The 18,422-nt window shown below is 63.7% G+C and carries 14 protein-coding genes; 6 read left to right on the top strand and 8 right to left on the bottom strand.

Going from position 1 to position 18,422, the window contains the following annotated elements:
- Positions 1–114 precede the first annotated feature (114 nt).
- Entirely contained in the window at positions 115–2,445 is a 2,331-nt protein-coding gene (locus tag FRZ40_RS05055) for a Tex family protein (protein ID WP_147233537.1), read from the bottom strand.
- Between the two features lie 401 nt (positions 2,446–2,846).
- Here FRZ40_RS05055 and FRZ40_RS05050 point away from each other — a divergent pair, with 401 nt between their 5' ends.
- The 3 genes from FRZ40_RS05050 to FRZ40_RS05040 all read left to right on the top strand — a co-directional run bounded on the left by FRZ40_RS05050 (position 2,847) and on the right by FRZ40_RS05040 (position 6,320).
- On the top strand, positions 2,847–3,620 hold the full coding sequence (locus FRZ40_RS05050) for a colicin transporter (protein WP_420873846.1): 774 nt from the start codon (positions 2,847–2,849) through the stop codon (positions 3,618–3,620).
- A 144-nt stretch (positions 3,621–3,764) separates the two neighbouring features.
- A complete protein-coding gene (locus tag FRZ40_RS05045; RefSeq protein ID WP_028368561.1) occupies positions 3,765–3,983 on the top strand; it encodes a DUF465 domain-containing protein in 219 nt (72 codons plus the stop codon).
- Between the two features lie 69 nt (positions 3,984–4,052).
- Positions 4,053–6,320 (top strand): DNA repair helicase YoaA, encoded by a 2,268-nt coding sequence (locus FRZ40_RS05040; protein ID WP_028368560.1) that lies wholly within the window; start codon positions 4,053–4,055, stop codon positions 6,318–6,320.
- A 256-nt stretch (positions 6,321–6,576) separates the two neighbouring features.
- Here the strand turns inward: FRZ40_RS05040 and FRZ40_RS46110 are convergent, their stop codons facing one another.
- Complete coding sequence (locus tag FRZ40_RS46110) at positions 6,577–6,852, bottom strand: hypothetical protein (RefSeq protein WP_081767573.1); 276 nt, start codon at positions 6,850–6,852, stop codon at positions 6,577–6,579.
- Positions 6,853–7,083: 231 nt separating this feature from the next.
- The gene (locus tag FRZ40_RS05025) at positions 7,084–8,331 is read right to left on the bottom strand and encodes a cupin domain-containing protein (RefSeq protein ID WP_167528640.1); all 1,248 of its coding nucleotides are present in this window, start codon (positions 8,329–8,331) and stop codon (positions 7,084–7,086) included.
- A 32-nt stretch (positions 8,332–8,363) separates the two neighbouring features.
- Here FRZ40_RS05025 and FRZ40_RS05020 point away from each other — a divergent pair, with 32 nt between their 5' ends.
- Entirely contained in the window at positions 8,364–8,915 is a 552-nt protein-coding gene (locus FRZ40_RS05020; protein WP_028368558.1) for an FKBP-type peptidyl-prolyl cis-trans isomerase, read from the top strand.
- A gap of 91 nt (positions 8,916–9,006) precedes the next feature.
- On the opposite strand, the gene FRZ40_RS05015 is transcribed toward FRZ40_RS05020, so the two are convergent.
- From FRZ40_RS05015 to FRZ40_RS05000, 4 genes are all read right to left on the bottom strand, one after another.
- Entirely contained in the window at positions 9,007–10,218 is a 1,212-nt protein-coding gene (locus tag FRZ40_RS05015) for a hypothetical protein (protein ID WP_147234773.1), read from the bottom strand.
- Positions 10,205–12,883 carry a DNA mismatch repair protein MutS gene (gene mutS, locus FRZ40_RS05010; RefSeq protein WP_147233535.1) on the bottom strand — a complete coding sequence of 893 codons (2,679 nt, stop codon included), beginning with the start codon at positions 12,881–12,883 and terminating at the stop codon, positions 10,205–10,207. The genes FRZ40_RS05015 and mutS overlap by 14 nt, the downstream gene beginning before the upstream one ends.
- A 121-nt stretch (positions 12,884–13,004) precedes the next feature.
- On the bottom strand, positions 13,005–14,303 hold the full coding sequence (gene lplT / locus FRZ40_RS05005; protein WP_147233534.1) for a lysophospholipid transporter LplT: 1,299 nt from the start codon (positions 14,301–14,303) through the stop codon (positions 13,005–13,007).
- A 131-nt stretch (positions 14,304–14,434) separates the two neighbouring features.
- Positions 14,435–15,238 (bottom strand): inositol monophosphatase family protein, encoded by an 804-nt coding sequence (locus tag FRZ40_RS05000; protein ID WP_147233533.1) that lies wholly within the window; start codon positions 15,236–15,238, stop codon positions 14,435–14,437.
- Positions 15,239–15,596: 358 nt separating this feature from the next.
- Here FRZ40_RS05000 and FRZ40_RS04995 point away from each other — a divergent pair, with 358 nt between their 5' ends.
- Entirely contained in the window at positions 15,597–16,427 is an 831-nt protein-coding gene (locus FRZ40_RS04995; protein WP_147233532.1) for an RNA methyltransferase, read from the top strand.
- A 263-nt stretch (positions 16,428–16,690) separates the two neighbouring features.
- Complete coding sequence (cysE, locus tag FRZ40_RS04990) at positions 16,691–17,506, top strand: serine O-acetyltransferase (RefSeq protein ID WP_147233531.1); 816 nt, start codon at positions 16,691–16,693, stop codon at positions 17,504–17,506.
- 83 nt (positions 17,507–17,589) lie between these two features.
- Here the strand turns inward: cysE and FRZ40_RS04985 are convergent, their stop codons facing one another.
- Positions 17,590–18,390 (bottom strand): UDP-2,3-diacylglucosamine diphosphatase, encoded by an 801-nt coding sequence (locus tag FRZ40_RS04985; RefSeq protein ID WP_028369154.1) that lies wholly within the window; start codon positions 18,388–18,390, stop codon positions 17,590–17,592.
- Between the last annotated feature and the right edge of the window lie 32 nt (positions 18,391–18,422).

The raw sequence follows: 18,422 nt of genomic DNA, 5'->3' as shown, positions 1-18,422 counted from the left end.
CGGCAAAGAAAAGTAGTAGGTGCCGCCCCGCACAGGGGCAACGCTAGCAAACCAGAGGCAAAACGCGGATGCCAGCGCAGACATCACCACAACTGCCTGCGCAGCAAACCACACTTACCGCTTCAATTTAGCAAACGCAGCGGCCATCGCATTAACAGGCTCGGGCCCACGCGACCGCTGCTGCTGGGGCCGGGCAGCACCACTCGAACGACCACCGCCAGCCCCGCGATCCTGCGCCCGTGCAGGGGCCGCGGCAAAATCATCATCCAACCGCATGGTCAACGCGATCCGTTGACGCTTGACGTCGACCTCAAGCACCTTCACCTTGACGATCTGCCCCGCCTTCACGACCTCGTGCGGATCCTTGATGAACTTGGTCGACATCGCCGACACGTGCACGAGTCCATCCTGATGGACACCGATGTCGATGAACGCGCCGAATGCCGCCACGTTCGTCACGACGCCTTCGAGCACCATGCCCGGCGAGAGATCCGAGATCTTCTCGACGCCTTCGCGGAACGTCGCTGTCTTGAACTCGGGACGTGGATCGCGACCCGGCTTCTCGAGTTCGGAAAGAATGTCCCTCACGGTCGGCAGACCAAAACGATCGTCGACGAACTCGGCAGGCGAGAGCCGCGACAACGCATCGCGATTGCCGAGCACTTCGCCGACGTTCTTCGCGATCTTCGCGAGCATCCGCTCGACGACGGGATATGCTTCAGGGTGCACCGATGAACGGTCGAGCGGATTCTCGCCGCCGTTGATCCGCAAAAAGCCCGCAGCCTGTTCGAAGGTCTTGTCGCCAAGGCGCGGCACCTTGCGCAGATGCTCGCGCGTCGGGAACGGGCCGTTTGCATCGCGATAATCGACGATGTTGCGTGCGAGCGTCGCGTTCAAACCGGACACGCGTGCGAGCAGCGCGACGGACGCCGTATTCGCATCCACGCCGACGGCGTTCACGCAGTCCTCGACGACGGCATCGAGCGAACGCGCGAGTTCGCGCTGATTCACGTCATGCTGATACTGGCCGACGCCGATCGCCTTCGGCTCGATCTTCACGAGTTCGGCGAGCGGATCCTGCAGGCGGCGCGCAATCGACACCGCGCCACGCAGCGACACGTCCAGCTCAGGGAATTCCTTCGCGGCGAGTTCCGATGCCGAATACACCGACGCACCCGCTTCCGACACCACGATCTTCTGCAGCTTCAGTTCCGGATGCTTCGCGATCAGTTCGCTCGCGAGCTTGTCCGTTTCGCGCGATGCCGTGCCGTTACCGATGCTCACCAGTTCCGCCTGCGTCTGCGCTGCGATGCGCGCGAGCTTCGCGAGCGAGCCGTCCCAGTCGCGGCGCGGCTCGTGCGGATAGATGGTGTCGGTGGCGAGCAGCTTGCCCGTGCGATCGACGACGGCGACCTTCACGCCCGTACGCAGGCCCGGATCGAGGCCGATCACCGCCTTCGGACCGGCCGGCGCGGCGAGCAGCAGATCCTTCAGGTTGCGTGCAAACACGCGGATCGCTTCGCTTTCGGCTTCTTCGCGCAGATTCGTCAGCAGCTCGTTTTCAATGTGCGGCTGCACCTTCACGCGCCAGCACCAGCGGCACACGTCGGAGAGCCACTTGTCGGCGGGGCGGCCCTGGTTCGCGATGCCGAAGTGGCGCGCGATCATCGCTTCGCCGGGATGCGGCACCTGCGCGTCGAGTTCTTCGCCAAGGCCGAGCTTGATCATCAGCACGCCCGCATTGCGGCCGCGGAAGAGGGCGAGCGCGCGATGCGACGGCACCGTGCGGATCGTCTCGGAGTAGTCGTAGTAGTCGCGGAATTTCTCGCCTTCTTCGCCTTCCTTGCCTTCGACCACCGTCGACGTCACGACGCCCTGATTGAACAGATAGTCGCGCAGCTTGCCGAGCACGTCGGCCGTTTCGCCGAACTGCTCCGACAGGATGTCGCGCGCGCCGTCCAGCGCGGCCTTGACGTCCGCGACGCCTTTCTCGGCATCGACGTATTGCGCGGCTTCCGTCTGCGGATCGAGCAGCGGATTCGCGAGCAGCGCGTCGGCGAGCGGCTGCAGGCCGGCTTCGCGGGCGATCTGCGCGCGCGTGCGGCGCTTGGGCTTATACGGCAGATACAGGTCTTCGAGCACCTGCTTGCTGTCCGCGCTTTCGATGGCGGTGCGCAGTTCGTCGGTGAGCTTGCCCTGTTCGTCGATGCTCGCAATGATCGCGGCGCGGCGGTCTTCGAGTTCGCGCAGATAGAGCAGTCGTTCTTCGAGCGTACGCAGTTGCGTGTCGTCGAGATTGCCGGTGACTTCCTTCCGGTACCGGGCGATAAACGGAACAGTCGCTCCTTCATCGAGTAGTTGCACCGCGGCCGCGACCTGGCGCGGCTGGACGGTCAGTTCGGTGGCGATGCGCTGTACGATCTTGATTGCTACGGTGTCCGTCATAGGGTCTTGATGTTCCTGCCGGATTCGACTGTGGCGCGCCCCGCGACTGGCGTGGCGGCCGGGTTGCTGAAAAGGCGCGCAAGCGCGTGAAAGCTCGTTGAAGCGGGGCATTTTGCCATAAATGACCGAGCGCTCAACCGCGGGGTGATAGAATTTCAGGCATGTTCCGTTGCCCATCTACGACGTTGCCGACCTCCCGCATTTCGCCCGGATCCTCGCTTCGATCCTCGCTTCGATCCCCGCTTCGATCCCCGCTGGCATCGCCCGTTTGCAAGGCGCCCGTTGCTTTCGTCGCTGTCGGGTTTGCCGCGTCCATTCGACGTGTCGCAATTGCCGCTTCGCTCGCGTTCGCCGCCTGTGCGGCCGCTGCGCCTGTGATGGCGGAGGCGCAGGAAAGCGCGATGGGCGCATCGCCGGCGGTGGCCGCCTCGGGTGTGCCGGCTACGGGCGTATCGGCTTCGAACGATTTCGACCTGCGTCAGAAGGCGCTCGATGCCCGCACGGCTGACAACAACTATCGTTACGCCGTTGCCCAGCACAACTGTTATAGCAAGTTTTTCGTCAATCATTGCCTGAACTCGGCGCGCGATGACATGCGCGTGGTCGCGGCCGACATCCGCAAGGAGCAACTTGCGCTCGACGATGAAAAGCGCATGGAGCACGCGCGTCAACGCGACGAGCAGGCGGCTGTCAAACGCGCGCAGAACGAAGCCGAAGCGCCCGCACGCGAAGCGCAGGACACGCGCAACGCGCAGGCGTATGAGGACAAGCAGCGCCAGCATCAACTGAATCAGGCGCAGCGTGAAGCAGAAGCGCCGCAGCGCAGCGCGAACGAACAGACATATCAGCAGAAGCAGCAACAGCACGCGATCGATCAGGCGCAGCGCGGCATCTCGCCGTCGCAGGCTGCGGCGAACCAGAAGGCGTACGACGCAAAGCAGGCTGAGTTCCAGCGCAAGCTCGACGAGGCGCATCGTCAGGCGGCCCAGAAGGCTCAGGAGCGCGTCGAGAAGCAGCAGCGCTTCGAACAGAAGCAGACGGAGGCGACGCAGCACAAGGCCGATGTCACAGAGCGTCAGAAGCAGGCGGCCGAGAAAACCAGACAGAAGCAGGAAGAGCAGGCGAAGCAGCAACAGCAGCTCGAACAGCAACAGAAGCAACAGCAACAGCAGTAAGCGGCATCGACAGGCCGCACCAGCAAGCCGCATCGCCAGGCAACATCAGTCAGCAACAGACGTAACGCGTTTCAGGCCGGACAGCAACCTCGAGCGGAGCGACCGCGCAGCGCGGCCTTCGCCATTTCGAAAGAGGAGGCGAGCATGCGCGACCATCATCGCGTCATCAACGCGGACACATTGCGCGACCGCATTCTGCAACTGGAGTCGGAGCACAGCGGCCTCGACCGGTTGATCGACAGAATGTCCGAGGAACCCGGCATCGACGACCTCGAGATACAGCGCCTGAAAAAGCGCAAACTCAAGGTCAAGGACACCATCATCTTGCTGCAATTGCAGCTTGAACCGGAAGCACGCAGCTGACAGCGCGGCCAGGCAGGCGCCGGCCCCGTTCAGTGTGTGGCGCGCCGGACTTTGCAGGAATCGCTTGCCTTGAACTCACCGCTTCAATCTTCTTCCCGGGCGGCATCCGTCGATGACGCATCGGGCGCGGCTGCGCCCGCCAGCGACGAGCGCGCCGCAAAAGGCGCATCGGGCGGCGGCGCGCTGGCCGCGTCGCTGACTCACAAGCGATCGTCGGAACTCGCCGACATCTTCGCCGCCGATGGGCTCCTCGCGCGTCAGATCGACGGCTATCGGCCGCGTGCTTCGCAAATCGAGATGGCGCGTGCCGTCGCGGCCGCGATGGAAGCTTCGGGTCGCGCGATGCCCGAGCCCGCCATGTTCGAGGCGCAGAAGCGTCCCGCGCGGCGCCTGCAGCCATCGTCACCGGCGACGGATGCTCACGCGGACGAAGCCTCGTCTGCCGAAGGCAATCTCGAAGGCGGTGAAAATACGCTGATCGTCGAAGCCGGCACGGGTACGGGCAAGACCTATGCGTACCTCGTGCCCGCGATGCTGTGGGGCGGCAAGGTCATCGTCTCCACGGGCACCAAGCACCTGCAGGATCAGCTCTTTCAGCGCGACATTCCGACCGTTCGCGACGCGCTCGCCGTGCCCGTGTCCGTCGCGATGCTCAAGGGGCGCGCGAACTATCTGTGTCACTACTATCTGCAACGCACGGCGGACAACGGCCGACTGCCGTCGCGCCAGGAAACGTCGTATTTGCAGGACATCATCCGTTTCGCGAAGATCACGCGCACGGGCGACAAGGCCGAACTCGCGAGCGTGCCTGAAACGGCTGCCGTGTGGTCGATGGTGACGTCGACGCGCGATAACTGCCTCGGTCAGGAGTGTCCGCACTACAAGGACTGTTTCGTGATGCAGGCGCGCCGCGAGGCACAGCAGGCCGATATCGTCGTCGTGAACCATCATCTGTTCTTCGCCGACATCATGCTGCGCGATACGGGCATGGCCGAACTGCTGCCGACGGCGAATACAGTCATCTTCGACGAAGCGCATCAGTTGCCTGAAACCGCGACACTGTTCTTCGGCGAAACGCTGTCGACCACGCAGTTCCTCGAACTCGCGCGCGATTCGGTTGCAGAGGGCCTCGGCCATGCACGCGATGCCGTCGACTGGGTGAAGCTCGGTGCAGCGCTCGAACGCTCGGCGCGCGACGTGCGGCTCGCGTTCAAGGAAGAGTCCGTGCGTCTGTCGATCGGACAGTTGCCCGACGATCATCCGCTCTTCCCGGCGCTCGAGGCCGTCGAAACCGAACTCGATGCGCTCACCGGCGCGCTCGCAGGGCAGTCGGAGCGCGCCGAGTCGCTGGCCGCGCTGCTGCGCCGCGCGCGCGAGTTGCAGGAGGTGTTGTCGGGCTGGACGACTCCACCCACCGAGACGGAACGCGAAGCGGCATCCGATGCCGCGTCGGCAGCGGGGAAAAGCGATCCGAACGAAAAGGTCCGCTGGATCGAAGTCTTCTCGCATACGGTGCAGTTGCACGAGACCCCGTTGTCTGTCGCGCCGATTTTCGCGAAGCAGCGGGCGGGCGTGCCGCGCGCGTGGATCTTCACGTCGGCGACACTTTCCGTGCGGGGCGACTTCGCGCACTACGCGGCGCAGATGGGGCTCAACTCGCGCCGCTCGATGACGCTGCCCAGTCCGTTCGATTACGGCACGCAAGGCCTGCTTTACGTGCCGCGCAATCTGCCGCAGCCGTCGTCGCCGATGTTCACCGATGCCGTGTTCGAGGCCGCGCTGCCTGCCATCGAAGCATCGGGTGGCGGCGTGTTCATGTTGTGCACGACGTTGCGCGCAGTCGATCGCATTGCGTCGAAGTTGCGCGACGTGATCGAGTCGCGTGGCTGGAACATGCCGCTGCTCGTGCAGGGCGATGCGAGCCGCACGGAACTGCTCGACCGGTTCCGCTCGTATGGCAATGCGATTCTCGTGGGCAGCCAGAGCTTCTGGGAAGGCGTGGATGTGCGCGGCGATGCGCTGTCGCTCGTCGTGATCGACAAGCTGCCCTTCGCGCCGCCCGACGACCCCGTGCTGTCCGCGCGGCTCGATGCGCTGACGAAGAAAGGTTTGAGTCCGTTCGCCGTGCATCAACTGCCGCAGGCAGTCATCACGCTCAAGCAGGGCGCAGGCCGTCTGATCCGCTCTGAAACCGATCGCGGCGTGCTGATGATCTGCGACACGCGGCTCGTGGACAAACCGTATGGACGCCGTATATGGCAGAGCCTGCCGCCGTTCAAGCGCACGCGCGAGATGGATGTCGTGCGCGAGTTTTTCGAAGAGAACGCGCAGGCTTAAAAGCAACGCGCCCGTTGCATTATGTTGCCGCTGCAACGGGTGATGCATCTGGAATTGAATTGCTGCTGTGTCGCAGTTCGACCACAGCACAAAGCCGAAAAGCATTGAATGAATGCAAGTCGGATAATCGATGTGAATATGCGGCGCATAAAGCAAAACGCCACGGACTGAAATCCGTGGCGTTTTGCTTTTTGCCCGGGAAGCCCTCGGACTTCCCGTTGCAGTTTTCGCCCTGAGGCGAACCCTGTGCTACAGCTTACTGGCTTGCGCCCGAAGCCGGAGCAGCTGCCGAAGCAGCAGCGTCCGAAGCAGCAGCGCCTGCGTCCGAAGCAGCAGCCGTAGCCGAAGCAGCAGCGTCGCTCGCAGCAGCAGCAGCGCCCGAAGCAGCAGCAGCCGAATCCGAAGCAGCAGCAGCCGGTGCCGAAGCGGCAGCAGCGTCGCTAGCCGGGGCAGCTGCCTGGTCGCTGCTCTTGTTGCATGCAGCCAGTGCCACAGCTGCCAACAGGGATGCTACGAGGAGGGATTTCTTCATGATCACGTCCTTTTATGGTTAAAGGTAAGCAACAGCGCAAAATAAAACCGGTAATGTGCTCCAACACCGACCTGGGCCGCTGGTGGAGACCGCACTTCATGAGCGTGAATCTTCCCTACGGCTTGGGCGGAAATTATATGCACTTTCATATCGACCGTCGACAAATCCGGGGCCAATACGTTGTCTTTCTCAGACAATTTTTCGCTATACGGTATGACAGCGGAGCGAATCTTATCTCAGTTCACCCATCTGTATCCAGCCCGCACGATACCACTCGTGTAGTAGTGCTGTCACCGACGATTGGTGTGAGAGTGTTACAAAGCGTTTCGCACTCAGAGAGCGGCTGTCAGCGAGTTCAATCACCCAATTTTTGACGCCCGACAACCGGCTTTCTTCTCCATTCAGGTAGTAAGAGCGATTGTCGTAAAGCAGCACAGTTTTGCGGTCGAGCCGCACACCTTCCTTGCTTGCGCGCTTCATGAAGCGTGTTTCATCGAGCGGACGTTCCGGCGGATCGAAGACCACACTTGGCTTCGGTTCGCTCAGATACGTGCCCAGAAACGCCGACACGTCTTTCTCGCTCCAGTCGATCTTAGCAAGGATCGCGCCCACCCGGTCTACAAGCGCGGCGGGGAGTTCCGCGGGCTTAGCGACGGCCGGTTGCTGCGGGTCGCGATAGAGCGCCGCACGATCGCGCGAGCCGTCCGCCTCGCCGCGCTCGGCAAGGTAATAGAGGAACTGCGCGGCCAGTTCGCCTGTCGACGGCGCACGAAAGCCGATCGAGCACGTCATGCATTCGCCTTCCGCGACGCCATCGTGTGCGATGTGCGGCGGCAGATAAAGCATGTCGCCCGGTTCGAGAAGCCATTCCTCTTCGGGTTCGAAGTGTTGTAGAACTTTCAACGGCAAGCCGGGTTGCAACGTGAGATCGCGTTGTGCGCCGATACGCCAGCGACGCTTGCCATGCACCTGCAACAGGAAGACATCGTAGGAATCGAAATGAGGACCGACACCGCCTCCATCTGTTGCATAGGAGATCATCAGATCGTCGAGGCGCGCGTCGGGCACGAAGCGAAAGCGGTCAAGCAATGCACGCGCGCGGTCGTTATGCAGGTCGACGCCTTGCACCAGCAAGGTCCACGCGCGTTGTTTGGCGGAGGGCAATTCGTCTGCAGCAAACGGACCATGCTCGAGTTGCCACTTGTTGCGAAAGTGCGTGATGAGGCGTGACTCGACTTCGTCCTGATCGGCCAGTTCGAACAGCTGGTCGCGCGACAGCGGCGGTGCGATGTCGGGGATGGCATGGCGGATGAGCAGCGGCTTCTTCTGCCAGTAGCGCCGCATGAATTGCGACGGCGTCAGATTGCCTAACAGCGTAGCAGGCTGATCGGGCGACGGCGCGCAAGACATGGAAACGTGAGACGGAGCAGGACGCGCTGAAGCTTTGCCAGCGGGGTAGTCAGGGGGCCGCACGGGCATCGTATAATGTGAGCTGTAATCTGGAGAATCGAATGAAAATCGCAAAGAACACCGTCGTATCGGTCGCTTACAAGTTGTCGGATGCGCAAGGCAATCTGATCGAGGAAAGCGACGAGCCGATGGTTTATCTGCACGGCGGCTATGATGGCACGTTCCCCAAGATCGAGGAAGAGCTCGACGGCCATGAGCCCGGCTTCGAAACCCAGATCCAGCTGGAGCCCGTCGACGCGTTCGGCGAGTACGATCCCGAGCTCGTGAAGATCGAGCCGCGCAGCCGTTTTCCCGAGCCGCTCGAAGTCGGCATGCAATTCGAAGGCACGCCGGAAGAGGGCGATGAAGATCTCGACTCGCTGATCTACACGGTGACCGACGTTGCGGAAGACAAGGTCGTGCTCGACGGCAATCATCCGCTTGCCGGTATGGCGCTGCGCTTCAAGCTCACCGTGAAGGACGTGCGCGAAGCGACGGACGATGAAATCCAGCACGAGCACGCGCATGGTGCCAGCGGCCTCGAAATCGTCGATGAAGACGATGACGAAGATGGCGCCGATGACGCCGAACCGTCACGACCGACTCTGCACTGACGGGCGGCATTGTCTGGTAAAAGAACGAAGACGAGCAGTACACGGAGCGGGCGCGTAGAGCGCCCGTTCTCGCATCTGGCCTCCCTTGTTGCTAGTTCACTTCGCTAGCGCCCCTGCCTGAAGGCGCAGGTTCGGGCAGTATCGGCGGCAATTCCGAAGCGGGTGAGGAATCCGGCACGGGAGGCATCGAAGGCGGGACAGGCGCCGCTGTGTTCGGCAAAGCGGGCGTGGCAGGCAACGGGAGACTCTTCGGAACATCCCGCACAGTCACGCGAAACGGCGGCCGTTTCGCCAGATCAACGTTGACTTGTACCCACTGATTCTGAGGACTGCGCGGCGCGAATGCGATACGCGTCAGATTCGTCACCAGATCGCCTTTGTCGTTGCGTAGCGGCTGGTCGATCATGATGCCTGTATGCGATCGATCGTCGTCCTGATGAATGACGATGACAGGGCCGCGAAACGTCTCGGCCAGTTTTACGAGACTACGCTTGAACTCCATGAAGCCGTCGCGCTTTGAACGATGCCCGAAGCGCAGCCACGCGAATCGTTCGGGACGTTCGTAGCGTTCGGGATCGAAGTCGCCCTGAACCAGCACGACGATCGCGCGCGCGCCACGGCGCTTCGCATATTCGGCCGCGTGGTCGAGCCAGAAAGCATTCGCGATGACGCGGTCTTCGAACTCGCCGTTTCGACCGCCCGCGTAGAGAAAATGATTGTTCGGGCCCGGCACGTTCAGGCCGACGAACACGGTTTCGCCGACCATCCAGCGCACATTCTCGCGATACGGCCGGAACCGCGACACTTCGCTTTCGCGTGCAAGCGGCAGCGGATTCTGTCCCATCGACGAAGCATCCGCGAACAACGTCTGCCGCAGCTGATCGAGACGCTCGACAGGATCGTAGCCGCCCGCCTCAGCCGTCCCGCAATCCGCCCAATCGTGCTGACCAGGAATGAAGACGAGCGCGGGCTTCGAGGTGTCGAGCAGCGTATGACGCGTTTCGAACAGCGAGTCGCGGCACGCTTCCTTGCCGCTCTTCAGATTGCCGTCGTACACGACGAACGACACATCAGGGTCGCGTCCGATCGCTTCGAGCAGCCGCTGGGTGAGCGCTTCGTCGGCGGAGCTTTGCAGCGTGCTGCCGATGACCGCGAACGCGTAGTTCGGCGCGGCGTCTTTCCCAAATGACACAGAGGCGTACGCTGCCAGCGATAACGCCGTCGCGGCTGCCATGGCGCGCACTGCGCCGTCTGAGCGACGGCGAGGCAGCGCGCGGCGCACGCGCGTGTCAGCGTGACGCATCTGGCGACTTGGCCAGTTCATGCAGTTCATACAGCAGATCGAGTGCGTCGCGCGGACGGAGATCGTTCGGGTCGATCTCGCGCAAGCGTTCGACGAGCGCCAGAGCAGCAGGATCGGGCGCCGGTGCAACGGGTTCGTCGTCGGCGTCTTCGAGCATCGCCGCGGGCGCTGCAAACAGATCGAGTTGCGGCGCAGGCTGGGCGGCCGACTGCTGCTCCAGGTAGGCGAGATGCTTGCGCGCGGCACGAATCACGGCGTTCGGCACGCCTGCGAGTTGCGCGACCTGCAAACCGTAGCTCTGGTTGGCGGGCCCTTCGTTGACGGCATGCAGAAAGACGATGCCGTGCCCATGCTCGACAGCCGACAGATGCACATTCGCCGCGTGCGGAAACTCGGCGGGCAGTTGCGTCAGTTCAAAGTAGTGGGTTGCGAAGAGCGTGTGGCAGCCGTTGTGCGCGAGCAGATGCCGCGCGATCGCCCAGGCGAGTGCGAGGCCGTCGAAGGTCGACGTGCCGCGGCCGATTTCATCCATCAGCACCAGGCTTTGCGGTGTCGCGTCGTTGAGGATCGCGGCCGCTTCCGTCATTTCGACCATGAAGGTCGAGCGGCCGCCCGCCAGATCGTCGGCAGCGCCGATACGCGTGAAGATCCGGTCGATGGGGCCGAACGACGCGCGGCGCGCAGGCACATAGCTGCCGACATACGCCATCAGCGCGATCAGCGCGGTCTGCCGCATGAAGGTCGACTTGCCGCCCATGTTAGGACCGGTGATCAGCAGCAGCTTGCGTTCGGGGTTCAGCACGCAGTCGTTCGCGATGAACTGCTCGACCTGCGCTTCGACCACGGGGTGCCGGCCCTGTTCGATATCGATGCCGCCCGTTGCCGAGAAGCTCGGTGCGACCCAGTCGAGCGCGCGGGCCCGCTCGGCGAAGGCCGCGAGCAGATCGAGTTCGGCGAGCGCCGACGCGACACGCTGACAGTCGGCGATGAAGGGCAGCAGGGATTGCAGCAGCGCGTCGTACAAGGCCTTCTCGCGGGCGAGCGCGCGTTCCTGCGCGGACAGCGCCTTGTCCTCGAAGGTTTTCAGTTCGGGCGTGATGTAGCGCTCGGCGTTCTTCAGCGTCTGGCGGCGGCGATAGTCGTCGGGCACCTTGTCGGTCTGACCGCGCGTGACCTCGATATAGAAGCCGTGCACCTTGTTGTATTCGACGCGCAGATTGCCGATGCCTGTTCGCGCGCGTTCGCGCGTTTCGAGATCAATCAGGAACTGTCCGCAGTTCTCCGAAATATCTCGCAGTTCATCGAGGTCTGCGTCGTAGCCGCGCGCGATCACGCCGCCGTCGCGGATCATCGCGGCCGGTTCTTGAGCAATCGCTCGTTTCAACAGATCGACGCAGTCGGCGGGTGGTTCAAGTGAAGCATCGATGCGTGCGAGCGAATCCGCTGCCGCCGTCAGCGCAGTGAGTTGCGCGCGCAGCTCCGGCAACGCGATGAACGTGTCGCGCAGGCTGGAAAGGTCGCGCGGACGCGCCGACAGCAACGCCAGCCGCCCCGTGATCCGTTCGATATCGGAGATCTGCCGCAGCGCGCCGCGCAGTGTATCGAGACTGGCTTGAGGCGGCGCGTCGAGCAAAGCGCCGATGGCCTGCTGGCGTGCCTGCGCAAACGAGGCATCGCGCGGAGGATGATGCAGCCAGTGACGCAGCAGCCGGCTGCCCATCGTCGTGCAGCAGGTATCGAGCAGCGAGCAGAGCGTAGGCGAGTCGGTGCCGCGCAGCGTTTCCGTGAGTTCGAGATTGCGGCGCGTGGACGGGTCGAGACCGATGTACTCCGATTCGTACTCGACTTTCAGACTGCGCACGTGGCGTAACTGCTGACCTTGCGTGGCGGCCGCATATAACAGCAGCGCGCCTGCCGCGCCGCACGCGCAGGAGAGCGAATGCGCGCCGAAGCCATCGAGGCCCGCTACTTCCAGTTGGTCGCACAGCCGCTGCGTGCCCGACGCGATATCGAAATGCCAGACGGGTACGCGCGTGGTCGCGCCAAACCCCGTGGGCACCGACCATGCGTTCGAGTCGCTCGACGACGGCGCATCCGCAACGAGGATTTCAGCAGGACGGATCCGTTCGAGCGCGGCCGCGACCTGATCGGGCGCGACTTCGGCGAGGCGCAGCGCGCCGCTCGCCAGATTGAGCCACGCGAGACCGACCGTTGTCACCACGCCGCGCCGGTTGTGGCCCGCACACACGGCAAGCAGATAGGTGTCGCTCTTGTCCGAGAGCAGGGCGGCATCCGTCAGCGTGCCCGGGGTCACCACACGCACGACCTTGCGCTCGACAGGGCCTTTCGATGTGGCGGGGTCGCCGATCTGTTCGCAGATCGCGACCGACTCGCCGAGCTTCACGAGCTTCGCCAGATATTGTTCGACGGCGTGATGCGGCACGCCTGCCATCCTGATCGGATTGCCGCCCGACGCACCGCGCTGCGTGAGCGTCAGATCGAGCAGGCGCGCGGCTTTTTCCGCGTCGTCGAAGAACAGTTCATAGAAGTCGCCCATCCGGTAGAACACGAGCGTGCCCGGATGCTCCCCTTTGATGCGCAGGTACTGCTGCATCATGGGGGTGTGTTGCGCGATATCGCTTGTGGCTGCCGTTTGAGTGCCCATCCTCGTGTCTTTCTTGCGTAACTGTTCAGGGCGTGAGTTTAACCCGTCGACGCGTCGAGCGAACCTGGCCGGATGGCCAGGTTGCTGACGTCGTACTCCGTTGCGTAAGCTGTGCGTGCGCTCATTCCTCGATGAGTGCGTGAATGTCGACCTTGTGCGCGTTCGCGGCGCTGCGTCTCTGCGCGAGCCACATCATCCCTGTAATGAACAGGCCGAACACGGCGATGATCCACTGCACGGGCATTTTCGCTGTCAGCAGGATCGCGTAGGCGCCCAGCATCAGCAGCACGGCGAGGTTCTGGTTGAAGTTCTGCACGGCGATCGAATGACCCGCGGTAAGCAGCGTCGCGCCGCGATGCTGAAGAATCGCGTTCATCGGCACGATGAAAAAACCGGACAGGCCGCCGAGCAGCACCATCAACGGATAGGAGAAGATCAGGTAGGCGGGCGCGAACAGCTCGCCGACGCGCAGGCCCGCGCCGGGAGGAAACAGGTTCTTGCTGTAGAAGGCCATCGCGACGGCGACGCCGCCCGTTATCAGGCCGACGGGCAACACCTTGAGCGACGCGCGCAGCGGAATCCACGCCGCGGCAGCCGCTGCGCCAATGGCAATGCCGAGACCCGCCACGCCCTGCATGATGGCCGCCTTCGACAGCGACAGCCCGAGGTTGGCGTCCGCCCATTTGAGCACGAGCAACTGCAGCGTGACGGCGCCGCCCCACATCAGCGTGGTGACCCACAGCGCGATCTGCGCGAGGCGGTCGGCCCACAGCACGTTGAAACAGCGCACGAACTCGCCGATCAGCGCGCCGGGCTCGGCCAGCCGGTTCGGATAGCGCGCGCCCGTATCGGGGATGCCGACGTTGAGGCCCGCGGCGATCGCATAGGTGATCATCACGGCGAGCATCGCGAGGTCGGCGGCCGAATGGATCAGCGGCCACTGCAGATGCCGAACCAGATGCGACGCGTACGTGCTGATCAGCGCGCCGCCCAGCATCGTGCCCACGATGGTTGACAGCACGGTTGCCGATTCAAGCCAGGCGTTCGCGGCGACCAGCCGTTCGGCAGGCAGCAGCTCGGTCAGAATGCCGTACTTTGCGGGCGAATACGCGGCCGCGCCAAAGCCGACCACGCCATAAGCGATCATCGGATGCACGCCGCCGATCATCATCAGGCACCCGCCTGCCTTCAGCGCGTTCGAGACGAACATGACGTGGCGTTTCTGCAGCGCATCGGCGAACGCGCCGACGAAGGGCGCGAGCAGCACGTATGAAATCGTGAAGAAGATCTGCAGCAGCGGCGTGACCCACGCGGCCGAGTGGATTTCCGTGAGCAGCGCGATGGCCGCGATCAGCAGCGCGTTATCGGCGAGGGACGACACGAACTGTGCCGCGATGATCGTGTAGAAACCTTTCTTCATGGACCCGATTGGAACACAGTGCCCGTATTTTTGCCTTTGACGCTCGCTATACGGCGAGCGCCGCAGCGCACGTCACGCAGAGGCAAAAAAGAAAAAAGCGGCCGAAGCCGCTTTCGATATCCTGCAGCGTCTTACGCTGCCTGTTCCTTCGTCCGCGTGTAGCGCGACAGAATCGGAATCATCTGTGCATACACCTTCGGGTTGCCGGCGACGATCTCATGCAGATGCAGGAAGTCCGAGTCGCCCGTGTAGTTGCCGACGAGGCCGCCCGCTTCAGTAATGAGCAGGCTGCCCGCCGCCATGTCCCATGCGCTGATGCCTTGCTCGAAGAAGCCGTCGAGGCGGCCCGCTGCGACGTTCGCCAGATCGAGCGCCGCGGCGCCCGGACGGCGCAGGCCCGCGCAGGCCTTGGTCATGTCGGCGAAGAGTTCCGTGTAGGCCTCGAGCGTGTCTTTTTCGCGGAACGGGAAGCCCGTGCCGATCAGGCTGTCGGCGAGGCGGTCGCGGCGGCCGACGCGGATTCGGCGGTCGTTCAGGTAGGCGCCGCGGCCGCGCGACGCCGTGAACAGGTCGTTGCGCGTCGGATCATAGACGACGGCCTGGGTCACGATGCCCTTGTGCGCGAGCGCGATCGACACGCAGTAGTACTGGAAGCCGTGAATGAAGTTCGTGGTGCCGTCGAGGGGATCGATGATCCACTGATATTCGGACTCGTTGCCCGATTCGCCGGACTCTTCGGCGAGGATCGCGTGATCGGGGTAGGCGGTGGTCAGCGTTTCGATGATGGCCGCTTCCGATGCCTTGTCGACCTCCGTCACGAAATCGTTGTGCTGCTTCTTGCTGACCTGGACCAGGTCGAGATCGAGCGACGCGCGGTTGATGATCTGCCCGGCGCGGCGAGCGGCCTTGACAGCGATATTGAGCATGGGATGCATGAGCCTGGATCCTTGTGCCGGACGCGCACGGCGGCTGCCCGGTGTTGAGCTGAAAATAAGCTGTTTATCAGGCGAAACGGGCGTCTGGCGCGACGGGGTCGCAACCTGGCAGCACATTCCGTCGACGGAGACGAATTGAAGAAGAGCGGTGCGCCGTGCGGATGGCCGCTTTGAGAGGCAAGTTGGCCCGGCGCGAATATCGGGATTTTACCTGAGTCTGATCGTTTCCTGGCAGCCGGGGGGCCGATCGTAACGGATGTGAACCGGCCTATGCAGGAAGAACAGGGCAGATATCGGCCGATCGGCGGATGGAAAGAGCGGGCGGGCGGCGCTAACATGACTGTTTCCTTGCTCTTCAATGCCTATCGTGGTTCAGACGCCTTCCTCGACCTCCTACAGTACCGCTCCCGACAACGCAAGCAGCATCGGCGGCGGCTTCACGTCGACGCGCTTCGTGCTCGTCGAGCCCAGTCATCCCGGCAATGTCGGCGCGGCGGCGCGCGCGCTGAAGACAATGGGCTTCTCGCGGCTCGTGCTGGTCTCACCGCGTGTCGCGGACGTGAAGAACGATCCGGAGGCGATCGCGATGGCGAGCGGTGCGGACGACGTGCTCGCATCCGCTCACGTCGTACCGTCGCTCGCCGACGCGCTGTCGGGCGCGAGCTGGTCGCTGGCGCTGACAGCGCGCGCCCGTGAGTACGGGCCGCCGCAGCTCGCGCCGCGCGCGGCCGCGACGCAGGCGCGCGAACATGCCGCGCATGGCGATATCGCGCTGGTGTTCGGCAACGAGCGAACGGGGTTGTCGAACGAAGACGTGGAGCGTTGCAGCGCGCTCGCGCATATTCCTGCCAATCCTGCCTACAGTTCGCTGAACCTGTCGCAGGCCATTCAGGTGCTGTCATACGAGCTGCGGATAGCGTATCTGGTCGAGGGCGACGGCGCCGATCCCGTGACGGGCGGCGCGGGTGCTCTCGCCGCAAGCGACGAAATCGAGCGCATGTACGTGCATCTGGAAAACGCGTTGATCGCGCTCGAGTTTCTCGATCCCGGCAATCCGAAGAAGCTGATGTCGCGCTTGCGGCGGCTTTTCGCGCGCTCGGGCCTCGAACGCGAAGAGGTGAATATCGTGCGCGGCATCGCGAAGCACATTCTGCTGAAGGCGAAAGGGCGCGACGCCGGCGAGCATTGAGCTGCGAACGCGCATTCGTGCCGGGTGCCGTGCTGACGCGCGTGACGTCGGTTTATGCGCGACGGGAGCCCGGCAAACGTCCAACCTTGTCGTCCGCGTGGACTTCCGGCAGGTTTCGCGCATTCGCCCTACAATGGCCCGACACGTCATAAGCAAAGCTCGCCGGCTGCAATAGACACGGACCACACGACGTCTGATGCAGCCGCGGCCCGCTGTCCGCGCGACGCGCGGCGGCGCTCAATCCCTACGACAGCCTGACTGCCATGTTCACGAGACTCCGCGAAGACATCGCCACGATCCGCGAGCGCGATCCCGCCGCTCGCAGCGCCTGGGAAGTCCTCACGTGTTATCCCGGCTTGCACGCGCTGATATTCCATCGCTTCGCGCATGCGTGCTGGCGCGCGAACCGCCGCTGGCTCGCGCGCTTCGCGTCGCAGTTCGGCCGCTTCATGACAGGCATCGAAATCCATCCGGGCGCGACCTTCGGACGGCGCGTGTTCATCGACCACGGCATGGGCGTCGTGATCGGCGAGACGGCTGAAGTCGGCGACGATTGCACGATCTACCAGGGTGTCACGCTCGGCGGCGCGTCGCTCACGCGCGGTGCGAAGCGGCATCCGACGCTCGAGCGCGGCGTGATCGTCGGCGCGGGCGCAAAGGTGCTCGGCGGCTTCACGATCGGCGCAGACGCGAAAATTGGCTCGAATGCCGTGGTGGTGAAGCCGGTGCCTGCGGGCGGGACGGCTGTCGGCAATCCGGCGCGCGTCGTCATGCCGGCGAAGGCAGCCGTGAGCGTTGCGCCCGACGCAGTGACGAAACCGGAGACCAAACCGTCCCGCACGCGCCCCGGTTTCTGCGCCTACGGCATCACGCCGAATGCGGACGATCCCGTCTCGCTCGCCATTCACGGGCTGATCGACCACGCGGCGTCGCAGTCGCAGCGTATCGACGAAATCGTCGTAGCGCTCGAACGGCTCGGCGCGAGCCTCGAAGCGCTGCACGGCGCCGATGCGGCCTTGCTGGATCTGCGCCGTCTGTCGGCGGCCATCGCGGGGAAGGTCGAGGAAACGACGCGCTGAACTCGCGTCAATCGCGTCGTCACTCGCGCATCAGGCACGGCGGCGTGGACACGCCCGGCGCGTGCGCGTGCAACCGCGCGCGGCTACTTGTCGAGCCGCAGCGCCTTGATCCCTTCGGAATCGATACGTACGTAACCGCCACGGCGCTCGCCGTGGTCGAGATCCCAATCGGGCAACACCCAGCGCATGCCGCCTTTTTCATGATGCAGCGCGGGACGGTGCGTATGGCCGTGAATGATGGTGGCCGTCTTCGTTTTTCTGAAAAGCGCGTCGACGCCTTCCGACGTCACGTCATAACGTGGCGACACGGGACGCGCGCGTCCCGCTTCGCTCGTTCTGCGCATCTTTTCGGCCAGCGCCTTGCGCCAGCGATACGGCCACACGAGGAACAGCCACTGCGCGAACCGGTTGCGCGCGAAGCCGCGAAAGCGCTGGTAGCCCCGGTCGAGCGTGCATTGCGCGTCGCCGTGCGTGAGGGCGATTTTCGTGCCGAACGCGGTGATGACGAACGGATCGGGCAGCCAGATTGCGCCTGCCGCTTTCATGAAACGCTTGCCCAGCAGGAAGTCGCGGTTGCCGTGCATGATGTAGAGCGCGATACCGCGCTCCGACAGCTTATGCATCAACTTGGCCATGCGGGCGGGGAATGGCTCGGCGAGCATGTCGTCGCCGATCCAGTATTCGAACAGGTCGCCGAGGATGAAGACGGAATCCGCGTGCTCGGCCGTCACCATGATGAAATGCTCGAACGCGGCGACCGTTTGCGGGATCGCCTCGCTCAGATGCAGGTCGGCGATAAAGAAAAACGGGCGCGCCGCGTGCGGGCGTTTGCCCTCGCCAGGCACGCCCGCAGCGACGCTTCGCAGCGGCGTCTCTTGCAGCATTGAAGTGTGCTTCTCCTGGTTGCTCAGCGCTT

The organism is Paraburkholderia azotifigens (assembly GCF_007995085.1).
Lineage (GTDB): Bacteria > Pseudomonadota > Gammaproteobacteria > Burkholderiales > Burkholderiaceae > Paraburkholderia > Paraburkholderia azotifigens.
This window is presented reverse-complemented; position numbering and strand designations above follow the sequence as displayed.

What these genes read in the sequence shown, in the direction of transcription:
- FRZ40_RS05055 (WP_147233537.1), bottom strand. Translation starts at nt 2,445, where the DNA reads ATGACGGACACCGTAGCAATCAAGATCGTACAGCGCATCGCCACCGAA.
- FRZ40_RS05050 (WP_420873846.1), top strand. Translation starts at nt 2,847, where the DNA reads ATGGGCGCATCGCCGGCGGTGGCCGCCTCGGGTGTGCCGGCTACGGGC.
- FRZ40_RS05045 (WP_028368561.1), top strand. Translation starts at nt 3,765, where the DNA reads ATGCGCGACCATCATCGCGTCATCAACGCGGACACATTGCGCGACCGC.
- FRZ40_RS46110 (WP_081767573.1), bottom strand. Translation starts at nt 6,852, where the DNA reads ATGAAGAAATCCCTCCTCGTAGCATCCCTGTTGGCAGCTGTGGCACTG.
- FRZ40_RS05025 (WP_167528640.1), bottom strand. Translation starts at nt 8,331, where the DNA reads ATGCCCGTGCGGCCCCCTGACTACCCCGCTGGCAAAGCTTCAGCGCGT.
- FRZ40_RS05020 (WP_028368558.1), top strand. Translation starts at nt 8,364, where the DNA reads ATGAAAATCGCAAAGAACACCGTCGTATCGGTCGCTTACAAGTTGTCG.
- FRZ40_RS05015 (WP_147234773.1), bottom strand. Translation starts at nt 10,218, where the DNA reads ATGCGTCACGCTGACACGCGCGTGCGCCGCGCGCTGCCTCGCCGTCGC.
- mutS (WP_147233535.1), bottom strand. Translation starts at nt 12,883, where the DNA reads ATGGGCACTCAAACGGCAGCCACAAGCGATATCGCGCAACACACCCCC.
- lplT (WP_147233534.1), bottom strand. Translation starts at nt 14,303, where the DNA reads ATGAAGAAAGGTTTCTACACGATCATCGCGGCACAGTTCGTGTCGTCC.
- FRZ40_RS05000 (WP_147233533.1), bottom strand. Translation starts at nt 15,238, where the DNA reads ATGCATCCCATGCTCAATATCGCTGTCAAGGCCGCTCGCCGCGCCGGG.
- FRZ40_RS04995 (WP_147233532.1), top strand. Translation starts at nt 15,597, where the DNA reads ATGCCTATCGTGGTTCAGACGCCTTCCTCGACCTCCTACAGTACCGCT.
- cysE (WP_147233531.1), top strand. Translation starts at nt 16,691, where the DNA reads ATGTTCACGAGACTCCGCGAAGACATCGCCACGATCCGCGAGCGCGAT.
- FRZ40_RS04985 (WP_028369154.1), bottom strand. Translation starts at nt 18,390, where the DNA reads ATGCTGCAAGAGACGCCGCTGCGAAGCGTCGCTGCGGGCGTGCCTGGC.